This window comes from Deinococcus sp. LM3 (genome assembly GCF_002017875.1).
Taxonomy (GTDB): Bacteria; Deinococcota; Deinococci; order Deinococcales; family Deinococcaceae; genus Deinococcus.
The window spans coordinates 191,231-216,286 of the sequence record NZ_MUFV01000004.1; the positions used below are offsets into that span (position 1 = coordinate 191,231).

General features: G+C 62.3%; 24 protein-coding genes and 1 pseudogene. 10 read left to right on the forward strand and 15 right to left on the reverse strand.

Features of this window, described 5'->3' with window-relative positions; translation table 11 throughout:
• Positions 1-267 precede the first annotated feature (267 nt).
• Positions 268-2,913 (forward strand): hypothetical protein, encoded by a 2,646-nt coding sequence (locus tag BXU09_RS18225; RefSeq protein WP_144012366.1) that lies wholly within the window; start codon positions 268-270, stop codon positions 2,911-2,913.
• Here BXU09_RS18225 and BXU09_RS18230 read toward each other — a convergent pair.
• Entirely contained in the window at positions 2,876-3,391 is a 516-nt protein-coding gene (locus tag BXU09_RS18230; protein ID WP_160329957.1) for a hypothetical protein, read from the reverse strand. The two genes, BXU09_RS18225 and BXU09_RS18230, sit on opposite strands and share 38 nt — an antisense overlap.
• A gap of 10 nt (positions 3,392-3,401) precedes the next feature.
• Here BXU09_RS18230 and BXU09_RS18235 point away from each other — a divergent pair, with 10 nt between their 5' ends.
• Positions 3,402-3,944, forward strand: a complete 543-nt coding sequence (locus BXU09_RS18235) for a C39 family peptidase (RefSeq protein WP_078305746.1) — start codon at positions 3,402-3,404, stop codon at positions 3,942-3,944.
• An 8-nt stretch (positions 3,945-3,952) separates the two neighbouring features.
• Here the strand turns inward: BXU09_RS18235 and BXU09_RS18240 are convergent, their stop codons facing one another.
• The 13 genes and pseudogenes from BXU09_RS18240 to BXU09_RS18300 form a co-directional block, all read right to left on the reverse strand.
• A complete protein-coding gene (locus tag BXU09_RS18240; RefSeq protein WP_078305747.1) occupies positions 3,953-5,368 on the reverse strand; it encodes a prepilin-type N-terminal cleavage/methylation domain-containing protein in 1,416 nt (471 codons plus the stop codon).
• A gap of 34 nt (positions 5,369-5,402) precedes the next feature.
• Positions 5,403-6,407, reverse strand: a complete 1,005-nt coding sequence (locus BXU09_RS18245) for a hypothetical protein (protein WP_144012367.1) — start codon at positions 6,405-6,407, stop codon at positions 5,403-5,405.
• A 62-nt stretch (positions 6,408-6,469) separates the two neighbouring features.
• Positions 6,470-7,342 carry a hypothetical protein gene (locus BXU09_RS18250; RefSeq protein ID WP_078305749.1) on the reverse strand — a complete coding sequence of 291 codons (873 nt, stop codon included), beginning with the start codon at positions 7,340-7,342 and terminating at the stop codon, positions 6,470-6,472.
• Positions 7,343-8,352: 1,010 nt separating this feature from the next.
• Positions 8,353-10,143 (reverse strand): prepilin-type N-terminal cleavage/methylation domain-containing protein, encoded by a 1,791-nt coding sequence (locus tag BXU09_RS18260; protein WP_078305751.1) that lies wholly within the window; start codon positions 10,141-10,143, stop codon positions 8,353-8,355.
• 94 nt (positions 10,144-10,237) lie between these two features.
• Positions 10,238-10,636, reverse strand: a complete 399-nt coding sequence (locus BXU09_RS18265; protein ID WP_144012369.1) for a hypothetical protein — start codon at positions 10,634-10,636, stop codon at positions 10,238-10,240.
• Positions 10,636-11,031 carry a prepilin-type N-terminal cleavage/methylation domain-containing protein gene (locus BXU09_RS18270; protein ID WP_144012370.1) on the reverse strand — a complete coding sequence of 132 codons (396 nt, stop codon included), beginning with the start codon at positions 11,029-11,031 and terminating at the stop codon, positions 10,636-10,638. Before BXU09_RS18270 ends, BXU09_RS18265 begins: the two co-directional genes overlap by 1 nt.
• The gene (locus BXU09_RS18275; protein WP_078305754.1) at positions 11,028-11,405 is read right to left on the reverse strand and encodes a type II secretion system protein; all 378 of its coding nucleotides are present in this window, start codon (positions 11,403-11,405) and stop codon (positions 11,028-11,030) included. The genes BXU09_RS18270 and BXU09_RS18275 overlap by 4 nt, the downstream gene beginning before the upstream one ends.
• Before the next feature lie 233 nt (positions 11,406-11,638).
• Entirely contained in the window at positions 11,639-12,148 is a 510-nt protein-coding gene (locus tag BXU09_RS18280) for a transposase (protein ID WP_144012371.1), read from the reverse strand.
• Positions 12,145-12,666 carry a helix-turn-helix domain-containing protein gene (locus tag BXU09_RS18285; RefSeq protein WP_078305756.1) on the reverse strand — a complete coding sequence of 174 codons (522 nt, stop codon included), beginning with the start codon at positions 12,664-12,666 and terminating at the stop codon, positions 12,145-12,147. The genes BXU09_RS18280 and BXU09_RS18285 overlap by 4 nt, the downstream gene beginning before the upstream one ends.
• Positions 12,667-12,865: 199 nt before the next feature.
• Positions 12,866-13,162: a hypothetical protein gene (locus tag BXU09_RS20575; protein WP_144012372.1), complete on the reverse strand. Its 297-nt coding sequence runs from the start codon at positions 13,160-13,162 to the stop codon at positions 12,866-12,868.
• Between the two features lie 80 nt (positions 13,163-13,242).
• Positions 13,243-14,613, reverse strand: coding sequence for a replication initiator protein A (locus BXU09_RS18290; RefSeq protein WP_078305757.1), 1,371 nt, complete (start codon positions 14,611-14,613; stop codon positions 13,243-13,245).
• A 97-nt stretch (positions 14,614-14,710) separates the two neighbouring features.
• Positions 14,711-15,707, reverse strand: a pseudogene (locus tag BXU09_RS18295) (IS4 family transposase).
• Positions 15,708-15,931: 224 nt separating this feature from the next.
• On the reverse strand, positions 15,932-16,894 hold the full coding sequence (locus tag BXU09_RS18300) for a transposase (protein ID WP_078305783.1): 963 nt from the start codon (positions 16,892-16,894) through the stop codon (positions 15,932-15,934).
• Between the two features lie 342 nt (positions 16,895-17,236).
• Between BXU09_RS18300 and BXU09_RS18305 the strand changes: the two genes are divergently transcribed.
• Complete coding sequence (locus BXU09_RS18305) at positions 17,237-17,719, forward strand: hypothetical protein (RefSeq protein WP_078305758.1); 483 nt, start codon at positions 17,237-17,239, stop codon at positions 17,717-17,719.
• 112 nt (positions 17,720-17,831) lie between these two features.
• On the opposite strand, the gene BXU09_RS22030 is transcribed toward BXU09_RS18305, so the two are convergent.
• Entirely contained in the window at positions 17,832-18,464 is a 633-nt protein-coding gene (locus BXU09_RS22030; RefSeq protein ID WP_078305759.1) for a J domain-containing protein, read from the reverse strand.
• Positions 18,465-18,773: 309 nt separating this feature from the next.
• Here BXU09_RS22030 and BXU09_RS21090 point away from each other — a divergent pair, with 309 nt between their 5' ends.
• The 7 genes from BXU09_RS21090 to BXU09_RS18340 all read left to right on the forward strand — a co-directional run bounded on the left by BXU09_RS21090 (position 18,774) and on the right by BXU09_RS18340 (position 25,024).
• A complete protein-coding gene (locus BXU09_RS21090; RefSeq protein ID WP_078305587.1) occupies positions 18,774-19,043 on the forward strand; it encodes a transposase in 270 nt (89 codons plus the stop codon).
• A complete protein-coding gene (locus BXU09_RS18320; RefSeq protein WP_078305761.1) occupies positions 19,040-19,951 on the forward strand; it encodes an IS3 family transposase in 912 nt (303 codons plus the stop codon). Before BXU09_RS21090 ends, BXU09_RS18320 begins: the two co-directional genes overlap by 4 nt.
• 526 nt (positions 19,952-20,477) lie before the next feature.
• Entirely contained in the window at positions 20,478-21,131 is a 654-nt protein-coding gene (locus tag BXU09_RS20580) for a hypothetical protein (RefSeq protein ID WP_144012374.1), read from the forward strand.
• Between the two features lie 71 nt (positions 21,132-21,202).
• Positions 21,203-21,772 carry an MOSC domain-containing protein gene (locus BXU09_RS18325; RefSeq protein WP_168174662.1) on the forward strand — a complete coding sequence of 190 codons (570 nt, stop codon included), beginning with the start codon at positions 21,203-21,205 and terminating at the stop codon, positions 21,770-21,772.
• Positions 21,769-22,446 (forward strand): hypothetical protein, encoded by a 678-nt coding sequence (locus tag BXU09_RS18330; RefSeq protein ID WP_078305589.1) that lies wholly within the window; start codon positions 21,769-21,771, stop codon positions 22,444-22,446. Before BXU09_RS18325 ends, BXU09_RS18330 begins: the two co-directional genes overlap by 4 nt.
• Positions 22,424-23,773: a SidA/IucD/PvdA family monooxygenase gene (locus tag BXU09_RS18335; RefSeq protein ID WP_078305590.1), complete on the forward strand. Its 1,350-nt coding sequence runs from the start codon at positions 22,424-22,426 to the stop codon at positions 23,771-23,773. The genes BXU09_RS18330 and BXU09_RS18335 overlap by 23 nt, the downstream gene beginning before the upstream one ends.
• Positions 23,774-23,836: 63 nt before the next feature.
• Positions 23,837-25,024: an MFS transporter gene (locus BXU09_RS18340; protein WP_168174663.1), complete on the forward strand. Its 1,188-nt coding sequence runs from the start codon at positions 23,837-23,839 to the stop codon at positions 25,022-25,024.
• The last annotated feature ends 32 nt before the right edge of the window (positions 25,025-25,056 follow it).

Below are 25,056 nucleotides of genomic sequence, written 5' to 3' on the forward strand. Positions count from 1 at the left end.
TGTTCTTATTTTTTACTCAGAATGAAATACTTAACAAAATTTTCTTAATCTTGTAGTCAGACTTGGAGATATTGAGAATTTTGTGAGGTTTTGGGGGTATTATGAGTGAAATTTGGAGATAAGTATTATGAGAGTTGGAGATAAATATAGCCGTTTTTGGCGAATTCCACTCATAATTCAGTCAGACTTGGAGAGATTGAGGGGTTCCATGTCTAGACAGATTTGATCACAGATGCCCGTTCCCCCTGCTGAGAGGATGCCGTACCCATGCCAAACCGTCCACACATCCTCACCGACCTGCGTAATCCAGCGACCACCGTCGTCTCCCTCGTGGCCGGCAACGGGTATGGCAAATCGACCCATCTGGTCGCCCTCAGCACTGATCCAGGGCACCTCTACATCCGGTTGAGCGACGCCGACCCTGATCCGATCAGCATCGCCCGGGTCATTGCTCGCGCACTCCCATCTCACCCGGGCAATCAGCTCCCGTACGAGCTCGCCCGGAGCACCGTGACTGAACGCGCGGCAGCGGCCGCCTTGCGGCATGACCTGAACCTGCACGCCCCCCTCACGCTCCTGCTCGACGACGCCGAAACGCTGAACAACGACGGCCGCCGCTTCTTCACCAACCTGCTTCCTCAACTCTCTGGCATCCGCTGGATCGTGGCCAGCACCACGCCAGAGGACTTCCCCACCCGCACCCTGCGCCTACGCAATGTGCCCACTCAACTGATCACAGACCGCGAACTTGCCCTGAGCACGGACGAGATGCGCAACATGGGCCTGACTGACGCGCAGATGGAATTAACGCAGGGTTGGCCAGCCGCCGTCTCGCTGATCACCCTGGGTGACGACCCCCGCGTGGTCGCGCAGGAGCTGCTCCTGACCGTGCCAGACACGATCATCCCGTCCCTTCGCCGCGCGAGCCTGCTGCCGACTTGGCGCACCCTTGATCCAGTCAACACCGCCTTAAACCTCACGGAAGGGTGGCTTGCGACGGCCCTGTCGTATGGCGTGCCCTGTACTCGCCTCGACAGCGACGCGTGGGTGCCGCACCCCATCGTGCGGGAAGAGCTGCGCCTCCAACTGCGAGTCCTGCCGTCGGAGTACGCCAGCGCCCAACAGGCGATCGCTGGGGCACTCGAAGTGCATCAACCCATGGCGGCCGTCGAGGCATACCTGGCCAGTGGCGCCGGTACGGAGGCCCGTGCACTCCTCGAGCGGATGCTGCCGACCCTGCGGAGCGCAGAACAGCTGTCGGCGGCCCTCCCGCTCTTCCAGCGGGCCTCACCTGAACCTGGCTCACCCCTGCACGTCGCATTCGCCCAAGCGTGCTTCGAAGCAGGCGCCCTGGTCCGCGGACTCAGCATGGCCGAACAAGCCCTTGGGGCCGGCGCCGACCCCGCCAGCACACACGCCTTGATCGGCCAATTCCGGTACCGCACCGGGAACTACGAGCTCGCCGTGCAGCACCTGCAGGCCGCTATCACCTCCTCCACCCAGGCGCCGCCCTACGCGCTCCTCGCGCAGCTCAGCCTGGTGTACGCGCAGCATGCCCAGCAGCTCACAGGGGACGCTGCTCGCGAGTACGCGCAGAAAGCGGATGAAGCGGCCTATACCGTCCTGGCGACCGGAGACCTGACAGAGGAGCTGGGCAGCGCCATGGTCCTGGCCCGTGTCGCCCGTACCCTGGCGTGCGCGGTCCTGGGTGCCCGCCAGGCGGGCCGTGAAAGTGCCCGTCTCGCCCGGGAGGCCGCTGAGGTCCTGACGCCCAGCCTGGACGTCCTGACAGCCCTGCACCAGCTGGCCCGGTACTGGGCGGATGACGGCGATCTGGATACCGCGGCCGAGCTCCTCGCCCTGGCCGTGTCCATGGATACGGCGCAGCGGGATACCGCCCTGCAGGTGGCAGTGACTCGGGCGCGCCTGTACCTGCGGCACGGTGATGCGGATTCCTGCGCGCACTACGCCACGCAGGCCGCGTCCATCGCGGAAGAGCTGCATCATCAGCCGGCGCTGCGCGAAGCGTTGATCCTGCTGGCTGCCACAGCCGTCCTGCCTGTCGGTGACGCAACGTCCATCCGCCTCCAGCGCCTGCGCGACCGTCTGGGCCATGAACGCGACGTCAACACGGCTCTGGCATACCTCGATCAGGCCTTCCTGAACCCCAATCGCCGGGTGTCCGGCAATCGCCTGCAACTGCCCCTGGAACTGCGCGCTCTCCTGGTGGTCGCCGCGCTGCGGTCGCAGACCCTCGACATCACGCTGTCCAGCGAACTGGACTTCCTGTACCGTCGGCTCGGCGCCGGCGTCATCAACAGTTACGGGCAGCTGTTGCAGGTGGCGATTCCCCGCCTGCTGCAGGGGGTGCACAACCGGCAGAACCTGGAAGTCGCCATCCTCCGGCCCATGCCGGAAATTCGCGTGAACGGGACAGTACTCGACTTGCAGCCCGTCCTGGTGCTGCCCATGATCATCCTCGCCCAGCGTGGCGAATTGGCCGTCTCAGCCGCGCAGGACGTGTATGCCCCCGACTACCGTGGGAAGCCGGAACAGAATCACTACAAGTTGAAAACCGCGTTCAAGGCGGCTACGGGTCAGACTGCGCCGCTCGGGTCCGAACGCGGCAGTCTGACGCTCTCCGGCTGGCACGTACGGAGTGATCTGAACGCGCTCAGCGAGTGTCCATTCCAGGATCTGCTGCGGCTGTACCGCGCCCCGGTGTACGCCCGACACGATCCGACACCCGCCCTGACGGATCTGCGGGATGAAGCCCGGCGGATCCTCGCGCAGCGGCTCGCGCAGTGGTCACGAGTCGACCCGGACGCCGCAGAGGCCGCCCGGGTCGAACTGTGCACGCGTGATCCGCTGCTGATCAGCCTGTCTCATCCAGCGGGTGCGTTGGCACCGTGAACCCAGGCGGGGGAATGCGGAAACCCCGCTCAGCTGGAGGATACCGGTGCTGCTCTGGACCCTCCCACCACGCGGCCCGAATCGTGGCCTGGATTTCCTGTGCTTCATGGGCCGTCTGGGCCCGTGCGATCACCGTCCAGCGGCCGTAGTCCTCTGGGGTCGCGTACGCCGTCTCGAACATCGTCCCGTCGTCGGCTTCCTCACAGGTGAAGTACGTGTACAGGTACACGTCCCCACGCAACATCAGGTCGGCAAACCCCACGACCCGTTCCGCTCGCTTCCAGTACCAGTCGGGAACGTATTCGACTGCGGCCACGGTCCGGTCGGGCATCAGCATGCGTGCCCGGCCGGGCGCGATAGGCCTGGGATCCAAGAATGTGAAAACGCGCCCTGCCATTTCGATCACCCCTATACCGATGAAACTCTCCGGTATGACATCAAACCGCATTGCTGCCCTCCTGTTCTGGGCAACGGTCACTCATCTTACGATGGGCGGGGGAGCTGTGGCACAGCATGTGCCCGTTAGGTACGTGTCCCAGCCGTCTGGGTACGTGTTGCAGGGCATGCCCTTGGTACGCCAGACCTTCAACGCCTGTGGTCCTGCCAGTATCACGCAGGTCCTCGAGTACTACGGGATTCGGGTGACACAGGCGGCCGTCTCTGCTCAGACCCGCCCTACGTCCCGCTCGTATATGACCGCGCGCGCGATCGTTGATTACGCCCCACAAGTTGGGATGGAGGCGCGCCTGTTCCGTGGTGGCAGTGTTCAAACCGTTCGCTCGGCCATCCGGAATGGACTGCCGCTGATCGTCCTGCAGACGCAGATGATCGCCGGGCGCAGCATCCCGCACTGGCGGGTTGCATCCGGATTCGACGACGCCCGCCGTCTGGTGTACCTCATGGATCCCCTGCTGGGGTACGTCACCATGCCCTACGCAGATTTCGAACGGGTCTGGGCGGATCATCAGGGCACCTTCGCGGTCCTGTACCCCCCCGCCCTGCGGGACGTGGTGCGCCGCGCCATCGGCTGAGGAGCGGATCATTGGTCCACCGTGACCGTGGCTGCGCGCCACCGTGCAGCCAGCCGGGGCACACCGACTGGCGCGAGGCCCGTGCGGGCTCTGGCATCGCCCTGGATGTACAGCTGCGCGTTGACCCCGGTCGGTGCACCGATCAGCGATCCGAACAGGGTTAACGGGGCTGTCACGAGGAACTGATCCGTGATGACTGTCGCGTGGGTCCGCACGGTGCGAGTCGTCACGGTCACCCTGGAGGCCTGAATGGACAGGGCGTCCGTGGACAGGTCTGACGTGCAGGAGTCGACTGAGCAACTGGTCTGCGTGTACGTGAGGTTCCCGTCCACCTTCGCGGCCCCCGTCACGACGAGGCTCAGTGAGCGCGCCACGCTCGGCGCGTCAGGGTTGACGGGACGGATCACCACCTCCGACCCTGCGGGCGTGATGCCGATCGCGCCGGTCCACCCTGAGATGAGGGTGGCGTTCCGCACGCTCCCTTCCTGTAGGTCGCCGTCTGTCGTCCCGAGGTACGTCGTGCACGCGAAGAACGACACGCAAGCTCGGATGTACTGCTCACCACTTGCCAGGACACCGAGGTCGACGGTGTTGGCCACGATCGTGAGGCCTGACAGGCTGGGTGTGGTCATCCCGGCCGTCTCTCCCGCTTGGCCGACGCTGAGGGCACCGGTGAGGTCAGCCGGGTGAGCGGGCGTGGGGACGATGGACATGACATTGGTGCGGGTGTCGGCGAGATTGACTTCAGCGGCGCCGACACATCCGGCCGTGACGACCTGACAGTTGCTGGTGCTGAGGGCTCCACTGAGATCCACCGTACCTCGCAGCGTCAGTCGGCCATCCACGTGCGCGTCTCCCTGGATGCGGACGCGCGAATCGAGCGTGGTGTCGCCGGCGCTCAGCAGGGCGTACGCGCTGGCAGGGGGCGCACCATAGCGCGCGTTGAGTGTGCCTCGGCGAACGGTGGGGCGACTCGGCGGTCCTGCCACGAGGAAGAATTCGGCCTCCATGGCCCATAGGTTCGTGCCCGTGCTTTTCAACTGGAGGGTTGGAGCTGTCTGTCCTTCGGGCAGCCCCGTACCGCACGCCGTGGAGGAGAAGTAGATCCGAATCTGGCTTCCACTCCCGTCGATGTTCCGGGTGCACCACTCGTCGACCTGGCGTTGCAACTGGCTTTGGAGTTCTCCGGTCGCATGTGAACTCGCGGCTGGTAGGGACCGGAGGAGTGTGCCTGCATTGGCTTCCAGGAGGCGTTGACCGTAGGTCAGGGTGTTCTGTTCCTGGATGCGAATGAGGGTGCCCCGCGCGACGGCGCGTGCGGTCCGGTCGCTGGTGTTGGCGGATTGCAGCATGGCGCCGCTGACGGCGGCCAGGATCACAAGGACGATCAGGACCCAGATGAGGGTAAAGCCTCTCGGTTGCATGCCGTCAGCGTGGCGTGCGTGGGGGTGGCGACACTCATGGTGTGGTGTGCTGAGATGCCGTCGGGCGCGACGAGCTGGCCGGGTGCAACGGGTAGTACGCGACGGGCCAGTTCTGGCTGGTCCGGTGTGTACAGGGCAAGAGATCACGCGGGACGGCCGCGAGGGCCAGGGCAAGATGCCGGGCCTCCTGAGCGCCCCATTGGCCCTGGCTGACCGCCTGATAGTGAACGGTTGATCCGTCCGTGGCCCTGCCGTCCGGCTGGATGCGCTGAGTGGTCTGCCAACCCAGTTGCCAGGACGTCGTCCTCGTCAGGTAGGTGATGCTCCGGAGCGCACCACGCTCCTCCATGGTCTGCTGTACGCCGGGTCGGGGCAGATCTAGGACGAGGACCACCTCGCCGATTGACGCTTCCGGGTGGGAGAGGTGGACGACAGTGGCGTTGTGATGCCCAGCCGGTACCTGTGCGTCCCACAGGATCGGGGTGGTGTGGGCACTCTGGCGGCGGCCGCGGATATCAGTGATCAGCAACCGCACGTGGGGCGGCAGCATGATCGGTATTGGTGCGGCGTACAGACAGGCCTCCAGGCCATCCCAGTAACCATCCTGGGGAACGTGGAGTGGGTACTGCGCCTGCATGTATGCGGCACTGTGAGCATCGCAGTGCGCCGAGAGGTCGTGCTGGTTCAGGACCTGCTCTGCCGGGCCGTACCACACGCCCTGGGAAGTCAGGATGGGTTGAGAGAGGCGAACCTGCGGTCGTCCGCCCGCGCGATCCACGACCCAGGCGAGACGGGCTGCATCGATGGTCTGTCGGAGCAGCTGCTCGGCGAGCGGGGATGCTGTCGGAGAATCGCGCGTCATGAGGTCAGCTACGGCCGCACCGACGACAGCGCGGTAGAGGAGGCCATTGTGCAGGGTGCTGAGCGCGTACCGCTCCTGCAGATGCTGATTCAGGAGGGCGAGATCCTGCTGGCCGGGTTTGGGCGAGAAGGCCGCACTGTTCGGTCGGAGTGTGAGCGTACCCGCAGCGATATCCATGGTGTCCACCGTCCCATGCCGGGGGGTGACCACGTTTGTGTGGTGCCGTTTGTGGGAGATCACTAACGCAGATTGAGCTTGGCTGCCCGGTACTGCACGAAGGTGGCACTGCCCGGCAGCACCGTCCTGTCATTGAAGACGGGTTCGCTATAGACACGCAGATCCAGATCTGCTGCTCCCGCGGGGGCCTGAGTCAGAGGCACGGTCGCCGGGAATGCGGCGACGTTCAACCATTGCTCGTGCACCACCGCTCCCTGCCGGATCAGCCGTGCCGAGACCGTCGTCGCTGCGGGCAGAGTCCCGGTGAGCTGTAGCGCTCGCCCCTGCACGGAGCCCCTCACGCCCTGCACCAGACTGGCCGTCGCCGGCACAATGCCACCCGTGCTGAAGGCTGCCGCGAGGGCCACGTCGGCCGCTCTCACCTCAATGGTGACCGGCCCGGTCACCGGCAACGTCGACGCGAAAGCACTCATGCCGCCCAGCTGGAAGGGCGTGACCTGCAGGGGTTTCCCAATCACCTGGTCCCCCTTCTTCAGCGTGATCGTCATCTTCTCGGGACCTTTCCCGCTCGTGGTTCGGGCACGCACCACGACGAACGGATGCAGGCCTGGCGCTGAGGTGCCGGGCAGGAGTGTGCCCAGGCCAGGCATCACCTCCACCCCGTGCGTCCGGACATTCGCCTGGGCCTGTGTCACGCCCTCCTTCGCGGTGAGCGTTACGACCGTGCCGGTCGGCGTCAGACGTTTGACGATCAACGCGCCCCCACTCACCTCGATCACGTCGGGGGCATTGCTGGCGACCGTAGCTGAGCGACTATCCAGGATGGTCGTCAGGGGAATACGACGGCCGACTTCGAGACTCTCGGGCAGACGGATCGTGAGGGCGTGTGCGGTGCAACTCAGGGCCAAAGCGGCCGCCAGGATATGCTTGTGCATTTCTTGACCCTAGCCGGCATAGGGGTGACCACAACGAGCACGAAAAAAGGCCCCACAACGGGGCCTTGAAACGCAACAGGCTCAAAAGAACATCATGGTCCAGCTGTGCCCCCACCGGTTTGCAGCGGTGTTCGGTTCAGCGTACGCGTATCCGGCGCCCATGAACTTTGCGTTTGCGGACATCAGAATCGCACAGTGTGGGGCGCTGGCCATCCAAGCACGCAGCACTGCGTCGGCAGTGGGTCTGGTGCGCCCGGTAGCTACGATTTCTCCCGGACCGAAGTTGAGGGCGGGTACAGAAAATTCCTCGTACGCTCGGTCCTTGCGGGCACGGGGAGACGCTCCGTAGAAGAACGTCGAGTCGGTCTGAAGCTCGTCGTGACCGTCGTAGCTCACTTCTGCGACGTATGTGCTGTGCTTCCGCGCCGCGTAGGACAGGAGGCCTTGATATGTGAGTGGCTGGAGCTCATTTGCTCGGAAGGTACCCTCAGCGCAGGTTTTCGCTATTGCGGGTTGGCCGTTGAGCGTTCCTTTTGTGCGGAGCTCGTTGGCGAGTGTCATCACTTCGACTTCCTGTGTACTCGGACTGACTCGAACTGTGCCGATCACAGTCCCGTCCCCGCTGCCTACGGCAGCGCCGGCCACCGGAATAAACACCGTTGTGGGCGCTGGCGGTGGCGTAGGAGTTGGAGTGGGCGGAACGGGTTCCGGGGTGGGTGTGGGAGTTGGTGTGCTGGGTTCAGGGATATTGGTGGTGGGGGGCGGTGGGGTGGTGGGGGTCGTACCTCCACAGGAGGCGAGCAGGGCGCTCAGAAGGATCACAGATGCAGCAAGACGTTTCATGGTGGCTCCTAGTGGCGGACGTGGCGCCTGAGCGTGTGTGTGAGAGAAAGGAGAGGACTTGGCGGTACTCACGTTTGGGCGTCGTGGGCCACTGGAGTGCCAGCCAAATCCTCTCCTCTTAAAGAGCAATACCGGGGGCTCTTGTCAAGCGATAGTGATGACTAGTGTTAAAAACCACACGATCCATCACCATGTCCGTCGTAGAAGCACTGGGGTGGCCCACCGCCACCACCGCCACCACCGCCGCCGGAAGGTGGCGGAGTTGGTGTCGGACTCGGCTCTGGTGATGGTGTGGGTGTGGGACTCGGCGTAGGTGTGGGTGTAGGTGTGGGGCTCGGACTACTCGGTGGTGGGGTGACCGGTGTCGGCACTACAGGTGGATCAGGTGGATCCCTCGGTTCGCTAGCTCCGAGTCCGTAGTTCAACGTGACGTATTGCGTTCCACCCGCCGGAAGGGTCGCGACGACGTTGGTTGTGGCGTACGTCAGCCAATTGCTGCCATACACGACGTAGTTGCCTGCTGCAAGGCCCGAGAAGGTAACGGTTCCACTGCCTGATGTTTGCTTCGACGTCGCGCCGTTCGCAAGGTAGTAGTAGGTGATGTCGGCCATGCCTCCGGTCGGGAGGCCGATCACGTTGACGACCAACGTTCCGCCAGTCGGCGCGGTGTAGTTCACGGGGAGCGTGACGTTGCCGTTATTGGTGACGGTGATCGAGGAGGGGACGGTCGGTGTGTAGGTGACGCCACTGATGGTGACGGCGGGTGCGGACACGCTGTACGTTCCGGCGGCGACGCTGATGGCCGTGCTGCCGTTCGAGACGCTGATGGTCTGTGCGTCGGGGCCAGTCAGGGTGATGGTGCCCTGGCCGCCGGCGGGGAGGCCAGTGACGTTGGCGGTGATGGTGCCCCGGGCTTCGCGGTACGTGGTGGCCATGTAGATCTGGCCCCAGGTGTTCAGGAGTGTGGCGGGTGACCCGCGGACTTCTGGGACGTACGTGCGGCCGCCCGCGCTGACCTGCCGTGCGGTCATGGCGTACGTGCCGCGCTGGACGGGCTGGTAGCTCTGGCTGGACGTGGGGCGCTGTCCGTTGACGGCGGCGTCCGGGCCGCTCAGGCTCACGTCGGGTGTGGCGCCGGTGGGGAGGCCGGAGATGGTGACGTTCAGGCGGCCTTCGTTCGGGGTGATGGCGGCCGATTCGGTGCATCCCAGCATGCGGCGGATCCTAGACACCTGGAGGGGCACAGCGGCTGCGCGATCAGCTCGGGGATCGACACTGACTGGGACGAGGCCGACGAGTGTGCCAGCGGCTACGCGGTTCGCAGGAGCGCCTGCTGGGTCACGGATGAGGCGGCCGGACGGGGTCTCCTCGTACAGGTACGAGAACGAGACACCTTCACTGCTGCCCAGGCTGCTCGTGACGCCGTTGGTGGTGCGGCGGATGGTGCCGTCCTGGAGGGCCAGGGTGAGCGTGCGCGCCGGGTAGGCCACGACCGTGCCAGTGGTCGGCAGGCCTGGCTGGCAGTCGAGCGTGAATACGCCCGTGCTCGGCATGGCTGTCACGGTTGCGACCTTGCTGATGCCGGATGAGGTGACGAGCAGGACCTGACTACCTACAGTGGCCCGCAGGCCGGGCACGTAGATGGTCGAGGCCGTGGCGAAGTCTCGCTGGAGGGGCACGGTGGTTGAAGCGCCCGTCGTGAACACGGCGGTGAGTGTGGAGCTGGTGCCCGTGGTGAAGCCGGCGAAGCCCCCGTCGTTGAATTGCTCGACGAGGATCTGGGTGACGGCACTCACGCGGGTCGTGGCGCGCACTGTTTGGGCCTGTTCGGCGGAGGTACTGGTCGCGCGAGGGATGATGGCGACGACGAAGCCCACGACTAGGACAGCGATCGTGACGGCAACCAGGACCTCGATGAGGGTGAAGCCGCGTATGGGTGGGGGGGTGGATTTGATCATGATGACTCCTCAGGTGGTGTGACGGGGGCCGGATGGTGGATGGGGGGACCAGTGGTAAACGGTGGCACCCATCTGCGACGGGTGTGGGGGCGGGTCACGGGGTGCCGCCTGGGACAGTGACCACCTCGCTGATGGCGATACCGGGTCCTCGAATAGAAATCCGGACTCGGGGTGGGTTGCCGCCTTGGGGTACGACATCGCCGGTCAGGGCTGCTGAGAGATCGTTCCGTCGGCCCGCGCTCTGAGCAAGGAGGCGGAGTTCGTCCGAGGTAAGGGTGCGGGCCTGGGTGTACTGCGTGTTGCCACGCTGGGCAGCCTGAGCGGCGCCGTTCAGGGCATCGGCGGCATAGCCTGCAAGTTGCCCGGTTGCGACGACTCGAGCGGATTGCGCGGCCACTGCGGCGAACGCGGTGAGCGCGAGGAGGAGGAGGAGTGTGCCGACCAGGGCTTCGACGAGGGTGAGCCCGGACGTTCGGTGCGCGTGATGCCGCATCAGCACATCCCTGCTGCACTGGTGCCGTACATGGTCAGGCTGTACCGGCTGCATGTTCCGTTGGGCAGCGTGAGCGTGACGGTGCCTGTCGTGGAGCCGCTGGGCTGGATGGTAATGGTGCCGCCCGCCTGTGCCGGGGCGAAGGAGACGCGTTCTGTCCCGTCGACGGTGGTCACGGTGAGCTCCCGGGCCGTACCGGCGAGGGTGACGGTGGTGCGTTCGGCCATGGCCTGCCCGTGAGCACTTTCCAGGGCGGCCATGAACCGGCTCGGCAGGCCGTCCAGGGTGACGTCCTGGTTCTGCTTGGGCATGGCCGTGACGCCGATCGCGGTGAGGATGGCCGTGATGGCGATGACGACCAGGATCTCGGCCATGCTGAATCCGGCGCGGTTCACGGTGCACTCGCGGTGGAGCCGTCGGCGAGAGTAACGGTGACCCGGTACGTGCGTTGCGTTTCTGACACGGCGACGCAGGAGGTGCCGCGGGGGGCATCTGACCAGCCGTTTCCACCGTTTGGGGTCGTCACGCCGTTCGCGGTGATGTCGCGCGCCGACGTGCAGGTCACGGTCCCCCAAGTGGCCGTGGTCAGCTGGGGATTACCTGCCAGTGTCGTGTTCAGGGCCAGGCGGACGGCCTGGGCGTGGAGGGTGGCGGCCCTGCGGTCGGTGTCTTTGATCGCGCCCGCGTAGCTGGGCAGCAGCAGGGCGGCGAGGACCGCGATGATGGCGATCACCACCAGTAACTCGATCAGTGTGAATCCTTGGCGCATGCCTGCAGCGTGATGTGCGTGGGGGTGACGACACCGTTGCCCCCGTAGGGGGGGAGGGGGTATTCAGGGGACAACAGTGGAAACCCCCTGGGATCAATGCTTGGTCGAGTGTGTTGGCGGTTCTCGGTCTGGGCAACGGTGCACACGCGGGTCTGCACGGCCTAAGGCGGACCCTTGGTCATGGATAAGACTCTGCAGGCAACCCGTTGTACTAAGTACAGCGCATTTAAGATTCAGATAAACCGAGTTCCGAGAATCTTGAGCCCAGTCAGCAGAGCATCCCGAAGTTCAGCGACCGAGTTGTAGCAGCGGCGGGGCATCAGGATGCCCTTCAGTCTGCGCCACACCTCCTCAATCAGGTTTAGAAAAGGAGCATACGGCGGGAGATACCGCAGATAGAGTCCCTGCTGCTCCCACACCCCACGTCGTTCCCTGATCAGAGCTCCCTTGTGAAAGGCCGCATTGTCCAGCACCACGACTGTGAGCTGCCCAGGACGGCATTCGGCGGCAAGCGTGTCCAGATAGGCCGTGACCTGATCCCCGGTGCAGGTTCCTGTGAGTTCGCGGACTTCGAGTACCTCTTCGTGACGATGCAGGCTGTAGGTTCCGATCAAGTTGATGCGCCCTGACGATCCCCACCGGGTGGGGATCGCGAATTGGTGCCCAGAACCACGCTTGAACCAGGTCGCACCCACCGACAACATCAGGGAGAGGCCCGTCTGATCAAGGTATTTCAGGGTCAATCTGCCGTCCAGTGCCCCTTTTTTAAGGTCTCGAGGGAGTCCTGATGGTGCTGAACGATGTCCGGGTCGAGCTGTTTGGCTGGTGAATAGCGGGCCCGCTTCCAGCTGTATCCCAGGCGCTGGAGATGATTAGCCAGCGCGCGAGGTCCGATGGTGACTCCGAACGTCCTGCTGATCTGCTCGGAGAGCAACGGAGCGTTCCAGAAGCGCTCTTCGAGCAGTTTCTCGCGGAGAAACTGCTCGATCTCTGGGGTCATGTGGGAAGGTCGACCCGGTGAACACGCGTCCGCCAACCCAGGAATGCCGTGTTGGGAGAATCTCGTCAGGTCATTGTGAATCGCCTGATGGTTCCGATTGAAGTGGTTGGACAGCTGAGGAACGGTCCAACCTTGTCGGTGAAGGCGCAGAATGCTGGCCCGAAGTCGGACCTTCGGGCAGGTGTGCCGACTGGTTTCCAGCTCACGAAGTCGCTGGTCATCTTCTTCGGAAATCTCAATGCGCCGATGGGAACGGGCCATGCCCAAGTCTACTTCTTTGGTGCGTCGTACTTAAATGACTGGTCCAGAACCGTGTGTGCGACGCGGTGGGCCTGTGCCATGAACGGCAGGGCGACCAACTCGACAACTGCGTGCCCTTTCTGGATGAAGTTTTCTTATGTTTTAAAAGCATTTAAAAATATAAGAAGATCTTCTTCTAGGCATCGAGGAAAATTCCGCCTCAGACGACAAAAAACAATTTTTTCACCCAAAGAGTCGGAGGTAATTCACCCAAAGAGTCGGTGGTGGATTTCAGCAATTCACTCAAAGAGTCGGAGGCAGGCAGTCCAGAACTCACCCAAAGAGTCGGAGGTAATTCACCCAAAGAGTCGGTGGTGGATTTCAGCAATTCACTCAAAGAGTCGGAGGCAGGCAGTCCAGAACTCACCCAAAGAGTCGGAGGTAATTCACCCAAAGAGTCGGTGGTGGATTTCGGCAATTCACCCAAAGAGTCGGAGGCAGGCAGTCCAGAACTCACCCAAAGAGTCGGAGGTGATTGAACGAAAAAGCGGAGGGATTTCCCTCCACTCCTGGTGTTCTATCAGTTGAGCAAACAGATCAGACAGCCTGCTCCCAACGATCAAGTTGTGCGGCCACTGACGATGGATCAAGGTCGGAAAGCTGCCGTGACAAGTCGAACGTCGTGATTCGGCCATCTTTGTAGAGTTCCCATAACCGGGGCTTGTACTGCCGGATGTTGGCTTCCTGCCAAGATCTAGACACGACTTTAAAGGTCATCTCGAAGGCAGCTTGGTTTGGTGTTGGCATGACGTCGTCAATGGGTAAAAGCTCCCGGATAGGTTGTCTGGCCGTGGGTTTTTCTGGCAAACCGGTGACGCTGTTGTACTTGCCTGGATTGATCAACATGTCGTGGAGTAGCCCTGGTCGGCTGCGAACTTTCCGGCTGTAGTCAGTCTGGAGCAGCCTCTCGAACTGCCCCAGGACTGTCCGGACATGCTCTGGTGTCAGCTCAGTGGCCAACTGAATGGCGCGCTGTTCTCCGAGGTGTGGTCGGAGTAGTTGTGCAACCTCTGGGTTGACCGGCTGCATTTCTTCTGCAGCGAACGTGTATGACACGGTTTTGGCATCACCTCGGCCACTATATTTGACCTCCGCTAAGTAGCCTGCGCTCTGCAAGGCTGCATGTGCAGGTTCCAGGGCCCGCTGAATTTTCTGAACGAAGTTGAGCTCTGGAAGATGATGCGTCAACCCAAGGTGATCGGCCCAGGCGACGAGCGGGAGTTCCATGCACAGCGGCGCTGGTCCACTTGTCGTTGAGGTGGTGCGGAGGAGCGACAGTGCTCGGTAGACGCTCCGCCCCATCGGCTGTTTGATCTGACCGAGAATGGCACTATTGAGCGGCCTAATGTATCCAATGCGAATGCTTCTCGTCAGTTCCGGATCCAGGCGGATAACCAGCTTTGTTATGCCTTGCCACTGACCCGGATTCTTGACAGTGGGATCAGTAACGTTCTCAACCCAGTGTTTGCTGACGATGGACAGTTTGATGCTGCGTGCGTGCTGTTTACCCTCATCAAACCAGGCTTCGCTGATCTTGAGGGCGGTCCACTGGAGCCGCTCCAGAGATTCTTCAAGGCGCTGAAAGACACGCTCACAGTCCGGCAGACCGCTCAATCGAATGAGTTCGGTCGCGGTCAGCCGGATCTCGCCTCCAGGTTCAACATTCTGTAACACGGCTCCTGTGATCAGGCCCATCAACACGTCATTGTCGAGACCGTGTGGGACCACGTGACCATTAGCTGCGGTGCACTCAATGGCAATTTCTCCAAACGCGTCCAACTGGAGTCTCTTCTGCCAGTGCTGCAGCTTGGTTCGGTTTGTGGCTAGGATAACGTTCAGCCGAGCTAGGTTCAGCTCATCGTGATACTGCGCTTCACGAATTGGCTTCATGGGCAGCCCTTTAACCATGGCGCCATCATACGGTTTTGGAGTAATTCAATTTGGGCCGTCATGCCGACACCGTCCCATGTGTAGGGGTGATCGTCGCCTCGTTCTGACGGCCCTCTCAGCACCTGACACTTCGGGAATTTGACGTGTGGGTGGGCGGAAAAGGCGTTTTGAGCAGCTCAAAGCAGCCCCAGAAGGCCTCCCCGCCCCACCGCACCGCCTGACTCAGCACCTGCCACCCCATTCGCACCTGGCTGACCACCGCCCGTCCCCGATTGTCCTGCCGCGGTGGGCTCTCCTGCCCCGTCTGCGCACCCACCCGGGCCATCCACGCCAGTGCGACACACAGCAGTCCGAACAGCCGCGAGATCCGCTCAGGGGCCGTCATGTGGGTCGCCTCCAGGTTCAGCCCGCGGCCCTTCAACGACGAGAACGCGGACTCGATGCCCCAGCGGAGACGATACGTGCTCAATACGTCCAGGACGGGTAAATCAGAGGCGACGATCACCCTGTCCCCCGCGGGGGACAGGGTGATGACCACGTGCATCCACCCGCCATACACCCAGGTGCGCTCGAACAGCGTGCGGACTTCACCCGGTTGCAGTGTGGTGAACAGGTCCCGAGCGAGCTCATCCTCGACACGGGTGTTCTCCCGAATGCGCAGACACTGCCGGATGCGCTTCCAGCGCAGGGACGTGCACCACTCCTGCCCCACGAACTCCCGGTCCGCGATGAGCACGGCCCAGCGTCTGGCGGGCAGGACCTTGAGCAGACGGGCGACCAGGAGGATCCGGGCCCCGGTGCTGCTGTTCCCCTGGTGTGGAAGGATCGACCACACCAGCGGGATGACGGCGCCCCCGAGGATGGCCCCCAGGACCAGGATGTTCAGCGGGGTCTGGCCGTAGTGCCACGTCGTCCGGTCCATGATCTAGCGTGAGCTTGCCGTCGGGGAGCAGGGGAAGCAGGACGTCACAGACGTCCTGCGGGGTGAGCTGAGCATCGTGGAAGACGCGGGCCACGGTGCGGGTCTTGGATTCGAGACTGGCGTCCCGGGGCAAATGGAGCGCGATCTTGCGGTGCCGGGTGGACTCCGCCTGAAGCAGTGCCAGGAGCACTTCGGCCAGACGCCTCAGGGCATCAAGGCGGCGATGAGGCAGGTGGGCTTTGAGGTGGGCAGCCAGCGTGTCAGCATGCAGGCGGGCGGTATCGCGGATTGTCACAGACCCAGATACCGCCCTTTGTCATGCCGCACTGCGTCCAGAACGCCATTCAACCTGAAGTGTCAGGTGCTGAGGCCATCGGCTCATGGACGAGCCGCTCTGTACCGGACATCTTGCCTTCAAGCCGCGCCTGGCGCGTGAAATGGCGTGCTCAGCAGCCTGATCAGTGCGGGTAACTCGGGGAGATTCCACCGCAGGGCATGGCACAGCCGCTCCGCGCCGTACCGCACGAGGCTCATGGCCGGGCGGCCATTAGCCTTCACCTTGACCGGAACCTGCGCCTGGAGCCACACGCCGACCCGGAGGCAGCTGATCCAGGCCAGGACGACCAGCCCGAACAGACGTTCCAGCCGGTCCGGGTGGGTGATGCCGGTCCGCTCCACATCGAACCCGCGGACCTTGAGGCTCGCGAACGTGCACTCCACCGACCAGCGAGCCCGGTACAGCATGCAGGTGTCCCACACGCTGAAATCCGTGGCAATGGCCACCAGGTCCCCCGCGGGGGACCTGGTGGCCACGACCTGCATCACCTCACCGTAGACGTTGGCCCGCTCGGCGAGGCACCGCACCTCCCCGACCTGCAGATCTCCAAACCACGTGTCCACGCGCAGCTCGTCCACGACAGCGTTCTTCCGGATGCGGATGGCCCGTTTGATGCCCTTGCGTCTCAGGAACCGGAACCACTCCCCGCCGATGAATTCCCGGTCAGCGACCAGGCCCTTCCAGCGGCCCGCTGGAAGGGCCTTCAGGAGTCGTGAGACCAATTGGATGCGCCGGACCGTGCCGCTGTTGCCGTCGTGATCGAGAGCGGTCCAGACGAGCGGCACCGTGTACCCGTGCAACACGACGCCGAGGACCAGGAGGTTCAGGGGCGACTCGCCACGCTCCCAGGTCGTCCGGTCCATGCTGAGCAGCAGTTTCCCAGGGGGCAGCAGGGCCAGCAGGAAGGCCAGGAACACCGGTCCAGTCAGCTGGGGATCCCGGCACCCTCGTTCCACCCGGCGTTTCTTCGCGTCGAGGGAGCTTGCCCCAGGCAGGTGGGCGCACAGGTCACTCTGGTTCACGCTCCTCGCGGTCACCATCGCGAAGATCACGTCCACGACACGCTGCAGCGTGTCGTGGCGCAGGAAGGGCACGCAGGCTTTGAAATGGCGGGTGAGTTCAGTACGCTGGAGATCGGCGGGTTCTGGGATGGTCACACACCCAAAACACCGCCGTTTGTTGTGCCGATTCGCGACCGATCATACGTTCAGGAATTTTGCGTCCAGCACAGCCTCAACCTGAAGATGTCCGGTACAGAGGACGAGCCGATTTAACCAAGTGCACAGGGCCTGCCCGACATGTTCTCGGCTAACCTCTTAACCAACACTGGAAATTTTTATGGATATGGTCGTATTTGAATGGCGGGAGCCGCGTGACATTCTGTGCTGCACGTCAGCCGTCTCGTGCTGCAGCGCGAGACGAACAACGGAGATTTGCAGAACGCGCCGACCGTGGATATCGTGGCGGCCAGGCGCTTGGTGGCAGTGCGCATGAAGACCAAGTCCCCCCGTAACGGGGCCCGGTACTCGCAGACTCACTCCAGCCCAGCCAGGAGACAACCTGTGGGCAGTGAACAGAACAACGTTCAATTTGTGCGCTGGCTGGTGCTGGTCATCCTCGGGCTGATCACCCTGGCGTTGGCGCCGACCACGGTGGTCTACCGCTTGAGCTGGCGTGAGGAAATCCGAAGGGCGCCACACGATGTGCTGGCGTTGGGGTATAGGGGCATGGTAATTCCTCTGGGCTACGGCGCGCTGTCCCTCCTGGCCTTGGGCGCCACGATGAGCTTTTACACACTGACGTGCCCAAAGCGCTGGCAGGGCAAGTCGGTGCCGAGGTCGCTGGGGACTGACCCTCCGGCGTAAAGTCTTTCAGGCGGTCCGCCTGTGGTGCCCGTCAGGCCGTGTGTCAGAAGCCAGTTGGGTAAGTTAGGTCGCCGACGCGAACTGCTGTGGTCCTTGACGTGCAAGGCAGTCTTCAGCGCCCCGTCAGGGCTTCATACGCGGCATTGATCTGCTTCATCCGCTGTTCGGCCAGCAGCCGGAACTCTGGCCCCAGGCTGGCGACCCGGTCGGGGTGATACTGCTTGGCCAGTCGGCGGTAGGCCGCTTTGATGTCCTCCAATGTCGCGGTTGGGGACACCTCCAGCACCTCGTGTGGGGTGGACGCAGCGGCCTGAGGTGTGGTGCGCTCCTGCAGGGCGCCCACCAGCGCCCTGGCGTCCCCCCGCGCGGCCCAGAGGTCACCCACGGGTGTGAAGGCGGTGTCTTTCGTGCGGGGTTGCCACACCACGCCCTGGGCCTGAAGTTGCCGGGCAGCCAGGGTGACCTGCTCGTAAATCTCCGCCCAGCTCTTGGCCCGGTCCCCCTTCGGGGCACTGAGGTCCATCTCGTCGGTGCGGGCCTTCACGTCCAGGGCAAACCGTTCACCATTGCCGGTGATGAGCAGGGCGTCCGCGTCGCCGCCACGCGCCAGGATGATGCTGGTTTCCAGGGTCCAGCCGGTTGGGAGTGCCGCCTGCAGGTCCCGGAGCGCCTGCGCTTCGACCGCGCGGCCGTGGGCGGCGGGGTCCGCCTGTGGGGCCGCGCTGCCCGTCAGGTTCTGACGCATGGCGTCCCAGGCCTGGAGCTGCTGGGCCAGGGTGACCTGATCGGCGATCAGGGTGGTGACCCCGCGGCTGAGGCTGGTCTCGTACTCGCCTTCGGCGCGCCGGGGTTTGTGGCGGCGGCCACGGCGCGGAGGAGGACGCCCTGGGAGGCAGCAGCGGGAGTGGCCAGGGTCATGGGGGATGGCTGCACTGTACTGGCTGAGCGCCGCGCGGTTCTACAGATGTGTGTGGTCTGCCCCCCGAAAACTGGACGGGATGAAGTAGAGAGTCAGGCTCGCCCCGCCAGCCGTAGGCTGGGAAGCGAGGCCCCTATGAAAAACCGGCAGTTCAGCGAAGATCAGATCATCAAGCTGCTCCAGGACGCCAAAAAGGGTGAGAAGCCAGTCGAGGACCTGTGCCGTGACTTCGGCTGCAGTCCGGCGTCCTTTTACGCCTGGAAGAAGAAGTACGGCGACACCACTGTTGGCGAAGCCAAGCGGCTTCGCCAACTCGAGAAAGAGAACGCCCGCCTGCTGAAAATAGTCGGGCAGCAACGCCTGGAAATCGATGCGATGAAGGACGTGATCCAGAAAAAGCGGTGACGCCCGCCGAGAGACGGGCGGCAGCGAGGCAACTCGTTGCCGCCCAGGTCAAGCCCGAACGGGCTTGCCTCCTGGTGGGCATTCCCAGATCCACCTGGTACTACCGTCCGAAGCCGCGTCACGATGGGGATCTCCGGCAGCGCATTCGCGAACTGGCCCTTGTGCATCCTCGACGCGGGTACCGGTTCATTCACGCGCTGCTCGTCCAGGAGGGACATCGCATCAACCGGAAGAAGGTCCGGCGCATCTGGCGCGAGGAGCACCTGACGGTCACGACCAGGCGCCGGAAGAAGATCCGCACTGGGGCGAGTGTTCCCATGCAGGCTGAGTTCCCGGATCACGTGTGGACGTATGACTTCCTGTTCGACCAGACGTTCGGGGGGACAACGCTGAAGATCCTGACGCTGACCGACGAGTTCACCCGTGAATCCCTGGCGCTGCGGGTGGCGGCGTCCTTCACATCCCTGGATGTGAAGGACGTGCTTCAGGACGTCATCGCGGCGCGTGGTGCACCCAGATTCATCCGGAGTGACAACGGGCCAGAGTTTATGGCTCGTGACCTGGGCATCTGGTTGGCTGTGAATGCGGTCGGCACCCGGTTCATTGAGCCGGGGAAGCCCTGGCAAAACGGCTACGCCGAGAGTTTTCACTCTCGGCTGCGGGAGGAATGCCTGAATCTGGAGGTGCTGTACTCGGCGCGGCACGCCCAGGTGGTGCTGGATGGCTACCAGGCGTTTTACAACGAGAGGCGGCCACATTCGTCGCTGGGCTACCGAACCCCTCACGAGCATGCCGAACAGTCCAGGGGGCGGCCGAACGCCCCCCTGTGCGGACAGAACACCGCACAGGCGAACGTCCGACCTTCCCCTGGTCAGGCAGGAACCGCTGATGATGTACCCTGCTCTTGAGCCGAGTCTCTACTCGAAACTGTCCAAAATTTGGGGCCAGCCCATGTGCAGAAACGGAGGCGCCCCGAGCTCCACCTGGAGAGGAGCACAGGCTCAAGGCAGAAGACACCAGGCTGAGTCAGACAGGGCACGTGTCCATGCTGCTGACCTGCGGATGACAATTGAGGGGCCTGCTTCACCACCGCGTATCCGGCCAGCCAGGAGTGTGTGCGGCGGCAGCCACACGAACGCCTTGCACGATCTGTGCGCCGACTCCGCCCATGCCCACCGCCATAGGCTGCTTCTGCGCACAGGGCCTCATGCCTATGGCCACTGGGGGCCTGGCCCCCAGCACCCGATGTGCTGCTCACATGTGCATGACAAAGCACGAGGGCTGCTCTATGGTTGTGCGCGCCCCGGTTCAGGGTCGCTCATCCAACATCACGATCTCATTTCGTCGTGTCGACTCGACACGGCTTGGGCCCCGTATGCCGCCGCGTGCTTGTCGTCTGCCGACAGCACAACGTTAACTATGGAAAGGAGTTAAATGCTGACATCGAGTTTGCCCACACAGGAGCTTGTTGAGAAGGAAATGTGGCAGTTTTTTGCCCGTGGCAAGGCCGGGTGTATTTTCGCCGCTGTTGCGGCCCGTCGGCCAGACTTTTTTCGCTGGCGGCAAACCATTGTGTGGAAACCGAGTATTTTGGAAATTGATCGGAGTATTGCAGAGGCACTGAGCGCAAAAAATGTCTCGACGTTAACCCTGGTGTTTCCAACAGTGACTTCAGTGAGAGACTTACGTGTGCTGATTGGCATGATACGAGCGAGTGAATTCCTCTTCGTCGAAGACGAGGTGAGTCACGACAACCTCCTCTGCCTTGGCATTCGGGCCCGCATCGGCCCGTTGACCTCATGGGTCACTGGATTTGCGACGCATGCCGACATGCCGGTCACCCGACGCGCGCCCTATACCGCCTTGACCCTGCGGATTAAACCCCGCCCGAAGTACAGCGCGGTCATGAAAAAAGCGCCAGAGAATGTTATACATCTCGCCGATATGAACATGCGGGGCCTGAGTCGGGAGCAGTTTCAACAGTACTGGGATCTTTCGCATACACATACAGCGCGACTCCTTGGTCACAAACCAAATATCTTCAGTGCAGCAAAAACGACTTTTGTTCTGCCGCGTCGCCACGAATGAAAATTCACGCTCTCTACCACCGGGCGGCACATGGGCACCCTGGGCGGCGCACAGAACAGCTCATCCTGACCTTGGCGGGCATCCAGGGCCATTTTCCGACGTCCCCTGTGCGGCAGGTGCTGGCCACAGACCTCCATACCCTCCATCAACTGGGATTGGAGCCTGGGGTTTTGAAAGAAGATCTGGTCCTCCAGGATATTGATCTTCACGCCCTCGCCTCTGGCAGTGAACTGGTCTTCGGCGCGGTGCGCTTGCGCCTGACGGTTCACTGCGAACCCTGCAAACAGGTGGGGACCTCCGTCTCCACGCGCACGTTGATGCACCGGCGTGGCTACCTCATGCAGATCATGGCACCGGGTCCGCTGACCCTGGGAAGCCCGGGTCACGTCCGGTCAGATGTGTATGAGGAGATCCCATACCGGGCGGTGGACCGGGTCGCGTGGTACTTGCGACGACTGGACGGTCCGATTGCCAGTACACAGCTCATGGAAGCGCTTGGATTGCCAATGGGCATGTGCCGTGCGCTGCCCCGAATGCTCCGGCACATTGACCCGACCGATGCCGGCAAAGTGACGTTTAAAAGCGCTGAGCGCCGTGCCCGTGCAGAGCGCCTGGCGACGCAGGCGAGAGGCCAGATATGACGCCAAACGGTGGAAAATTTATTGTTGTCTTGGGTGGCGATGGGGCCGGGAAAAGTACGTTGTTACGTACTCTGAAATCAAGCGGTTACTGCACGGTGGACTGGCGCGCCATGCAGGCAGACCCCGCCCTCGCCCAGGTGTATGGCTGGGCCCTGCACAGTGACTCGTCAGAAATCCGCCGACAACTTCAACCAGTCACACGAGCGTTGGACTTCATCAAATTCTATGTGGCGCTCTATGAACATGTTATCCGGCCTAAACTTGATGCTGGACAGGATGTCATCGTTGACTCGTACTACTTTAAATCATTCGCCAAAGAGATCCTCTTCAATGAGCGTGTTGATATCATGGGCAGTCTCCGCCATCTCTTGCCATTGCCCGACGCCATTGTGTATTTGCACGTCAGCCCAGAAATTTCCCTGCTCCGGCGAGGACAGCGGTTCTCCGGCCACGAGTCGTTTGATGGGGCCTGCACGCAGAGTTTCATTCACTTTCAGGATCGTCTCAAGTACGAAATCAACAATCTGATCCGCGACATTGATCGCTGCGATGTGGCCGTAGATGACAAAGATGCAGATGCGGTGGCTGCTGCAGTCTTCAAGCACTTTGCGCTTATAGGAATTCGTCCGATGAACGGACTGATGGAGGCACATGACGCCGCATCCTTCGCCTAAAGAGATTGTCATTTATGACCTGATCGGGATCGGCCTTGGTCCCGCCCAGCTCTCCTTCCTGATCGCGTGCGCTGAGCAGTCTGAATTGGCTGGTTGGAAGATGCTGCATTTGGAGCGGGGCGCTTCCTTTTCGTGGCATGCGGGCATGAGAACGGCCTACAGCATGATTCAGATGTCTTACCTGAAGGATCTGGTGACACTGCGTAATCCCCAAAGTGCGTTTACGTATATTAGCTTTTTACATGACCAGGGCCGTCTTCAGCAGGCAGCCAATCTGAACGATTACACGCCATCGAGATTCGAATATGCACAGTATCTCAGTTGGGTGTTGAACAAGCTCGCCCCCAACGTGCGTTACTCTGCCGAAGTCACCAATCTTGACAAGGTGTGCCTGCCTGAGCACGGAGAAGTCCTCCAGGTCACCTATCAAGACCCCCAGGGCCGCCGCTCCATCGAGTACACGCGGAATATTTACCTCGCGGCAGGAAAAACGCCCTTTGTTCCTGAACACTTGCAAGTCGCTGGCGGGGAGCAGGTGTGGCACACCTCGCACTTCAGCACGGCACTTGCGCACATCCGCAAACACCCGGCGCCCCGGGTGGCGGTGGTCGGCAGTGGCCAAAGTGCAGTTGAAGCACTCCTGACATTGCAAGACGCCTGTCCAGATCTCGAGTTGCACGCCATCTCTCGGGGCCAGCTGTTCCGCGCGGTTGATGCCAATCCGTATGTCAACGGCTTTTACACGTGGGAAAGTGAGCAACGTTTCCACCAGGCAGATCAGGCGTGGCGAGGGCAGGTCCGGGCCGAGCTGTCAAACTCAAACTACGGTGTCGCTGACGTCCGGCTGCTCAATGAGTTGGCCCGACGTGACTATGACGATCGCATCCTTGGTCGCCAACGCTTGCACCGACATTCCCACTGCGAAATTCTGGCCATCGATGAGGAGTCGTGCCTGCTGACTGTGACGCTGCAGGACAGGCAGATTGGTGGTCGACGCGTGCTCAACGTCGATTTTATCGTCTTTGCGACGGGGTATCACTCCGACAACATCAGGGACCTAACAGCTCCAGTCGAATCCTGCGTCGCCACCCCCGGGCAGCAGCTGACCCCTCACCCAGCTGCCGCCTGCCACATTTTGATTGCCGGTCAGAATGGGCCTTCATCCGGTCTGGCAGAAGAGACCATCACGAGCCTGGCACTGCGGGCAGGCGCCCACGTGTCCTTGCTGCTTCACCTAAATGCCCACCGGTTGTCTCCGGGCCCTGGGGTGCAGAGGCGCCCATCTGAGGAAGCCCACCCGACCGGACAAGTGCTTGTGCCATCGTGAACCCAGGGTGGCGAAGCTGGCATTGCCAGCTTCGCCACGACGCTCTGGAATGAAGGAGTTCTTTTGATCCCCAAACCGCTGCGCCCCTTACTTCTCCTGTCGGCTGTCTCGCGGCTGGGCGATCAGCTGTTGTATGTCGCCATGCCTCTCCTGGTCCTAGCGGAGACGGGGCAACCGGCTTATGCCATTCTCGCGGCAGCGGCACGTGGTCTCCCCTACGTCATTTCCCCCTTTATTGGCGCTGTCGTTGATCGGTATCCTTTAAGAACCGTCTACGTTGCTGCTCAGCTCATACAGGCCGTCGCCATTGGGGCCATTCCGCTTCTGAAGGGCCAACCAAGCATCGTCTTACTCCTGCTGATGATCTCAGGGGTGGGGGGGGTATGCTCAAGCCTGCTCAACTTCTACAAGCTGATCCCACTCTGGACGCCGCAAGAGCAGATTGAAGCGGCCATAGGGCGATTTGTCGCGCTGACGGATGCTGTCAAAGTCGTGGGGCCGCTCGTTGCGATCTCGATTGTCCTCTCGATCGGTGCGCCCGCCGCTATTTATGCTGATGCCGTCAGCTTTCTGGTGGCCGCGCTGGGCATTGCGTTCATCCTGCCTGCCACCCAAAAAAGCGAAGTGAGACGGACCAGTCTCGCGCAAGATCTGAAGGAAGGCTTTCGCTACTTCAAAGGCAGTCCAGAAATCCGTCGCCTGACCACCGCCATGTCCCTGTCCAATCTGGGCATTGGCGCGCTGGAGGTCCTGCTGCTCACCACACTGACCCACAGCATGCAGATCCCAGTGGCCCAGGCCAGCCTGGCGCTGAGTGTAGGGGCGTGCGCTGGGCTGGCTGGCAGTGGGCTGACCCGAAAGATCTTTCCTCGCCTCGGAACAACACAGCGGATTACGGTCTGGCTGGCATTGGCTGGCGTTGGCGCTCTATGCCTGACCGTTCCACACCCGCTCATGTTTGTGCTCGGCTTTGTGGTGATTAGTTTTGCAACCTCAGCGAGTAATGTCATCACGATCGCGTATCGGCAGAGCACCATTCCAAGCGAACTTCAAGGACGAGTCAACTCGATTATTCGCATGTTTATATCGGGTGCTGTGCCCATTTCAGGCATTCTTTTGGCAGCCCTGGGGACCTACACTCTTGGTGTGTCTCAAACGCAGTTCGTCGCGCTGATGTGCATTCTGGCGGTGATTGTCTGGCAGTTCGGCGCCTCGGGCGAGCGACAGAACATGTGGACCAAAACATCCTAATAAGTGCAGGTGCGGAGGCGCCGGTGCACGAC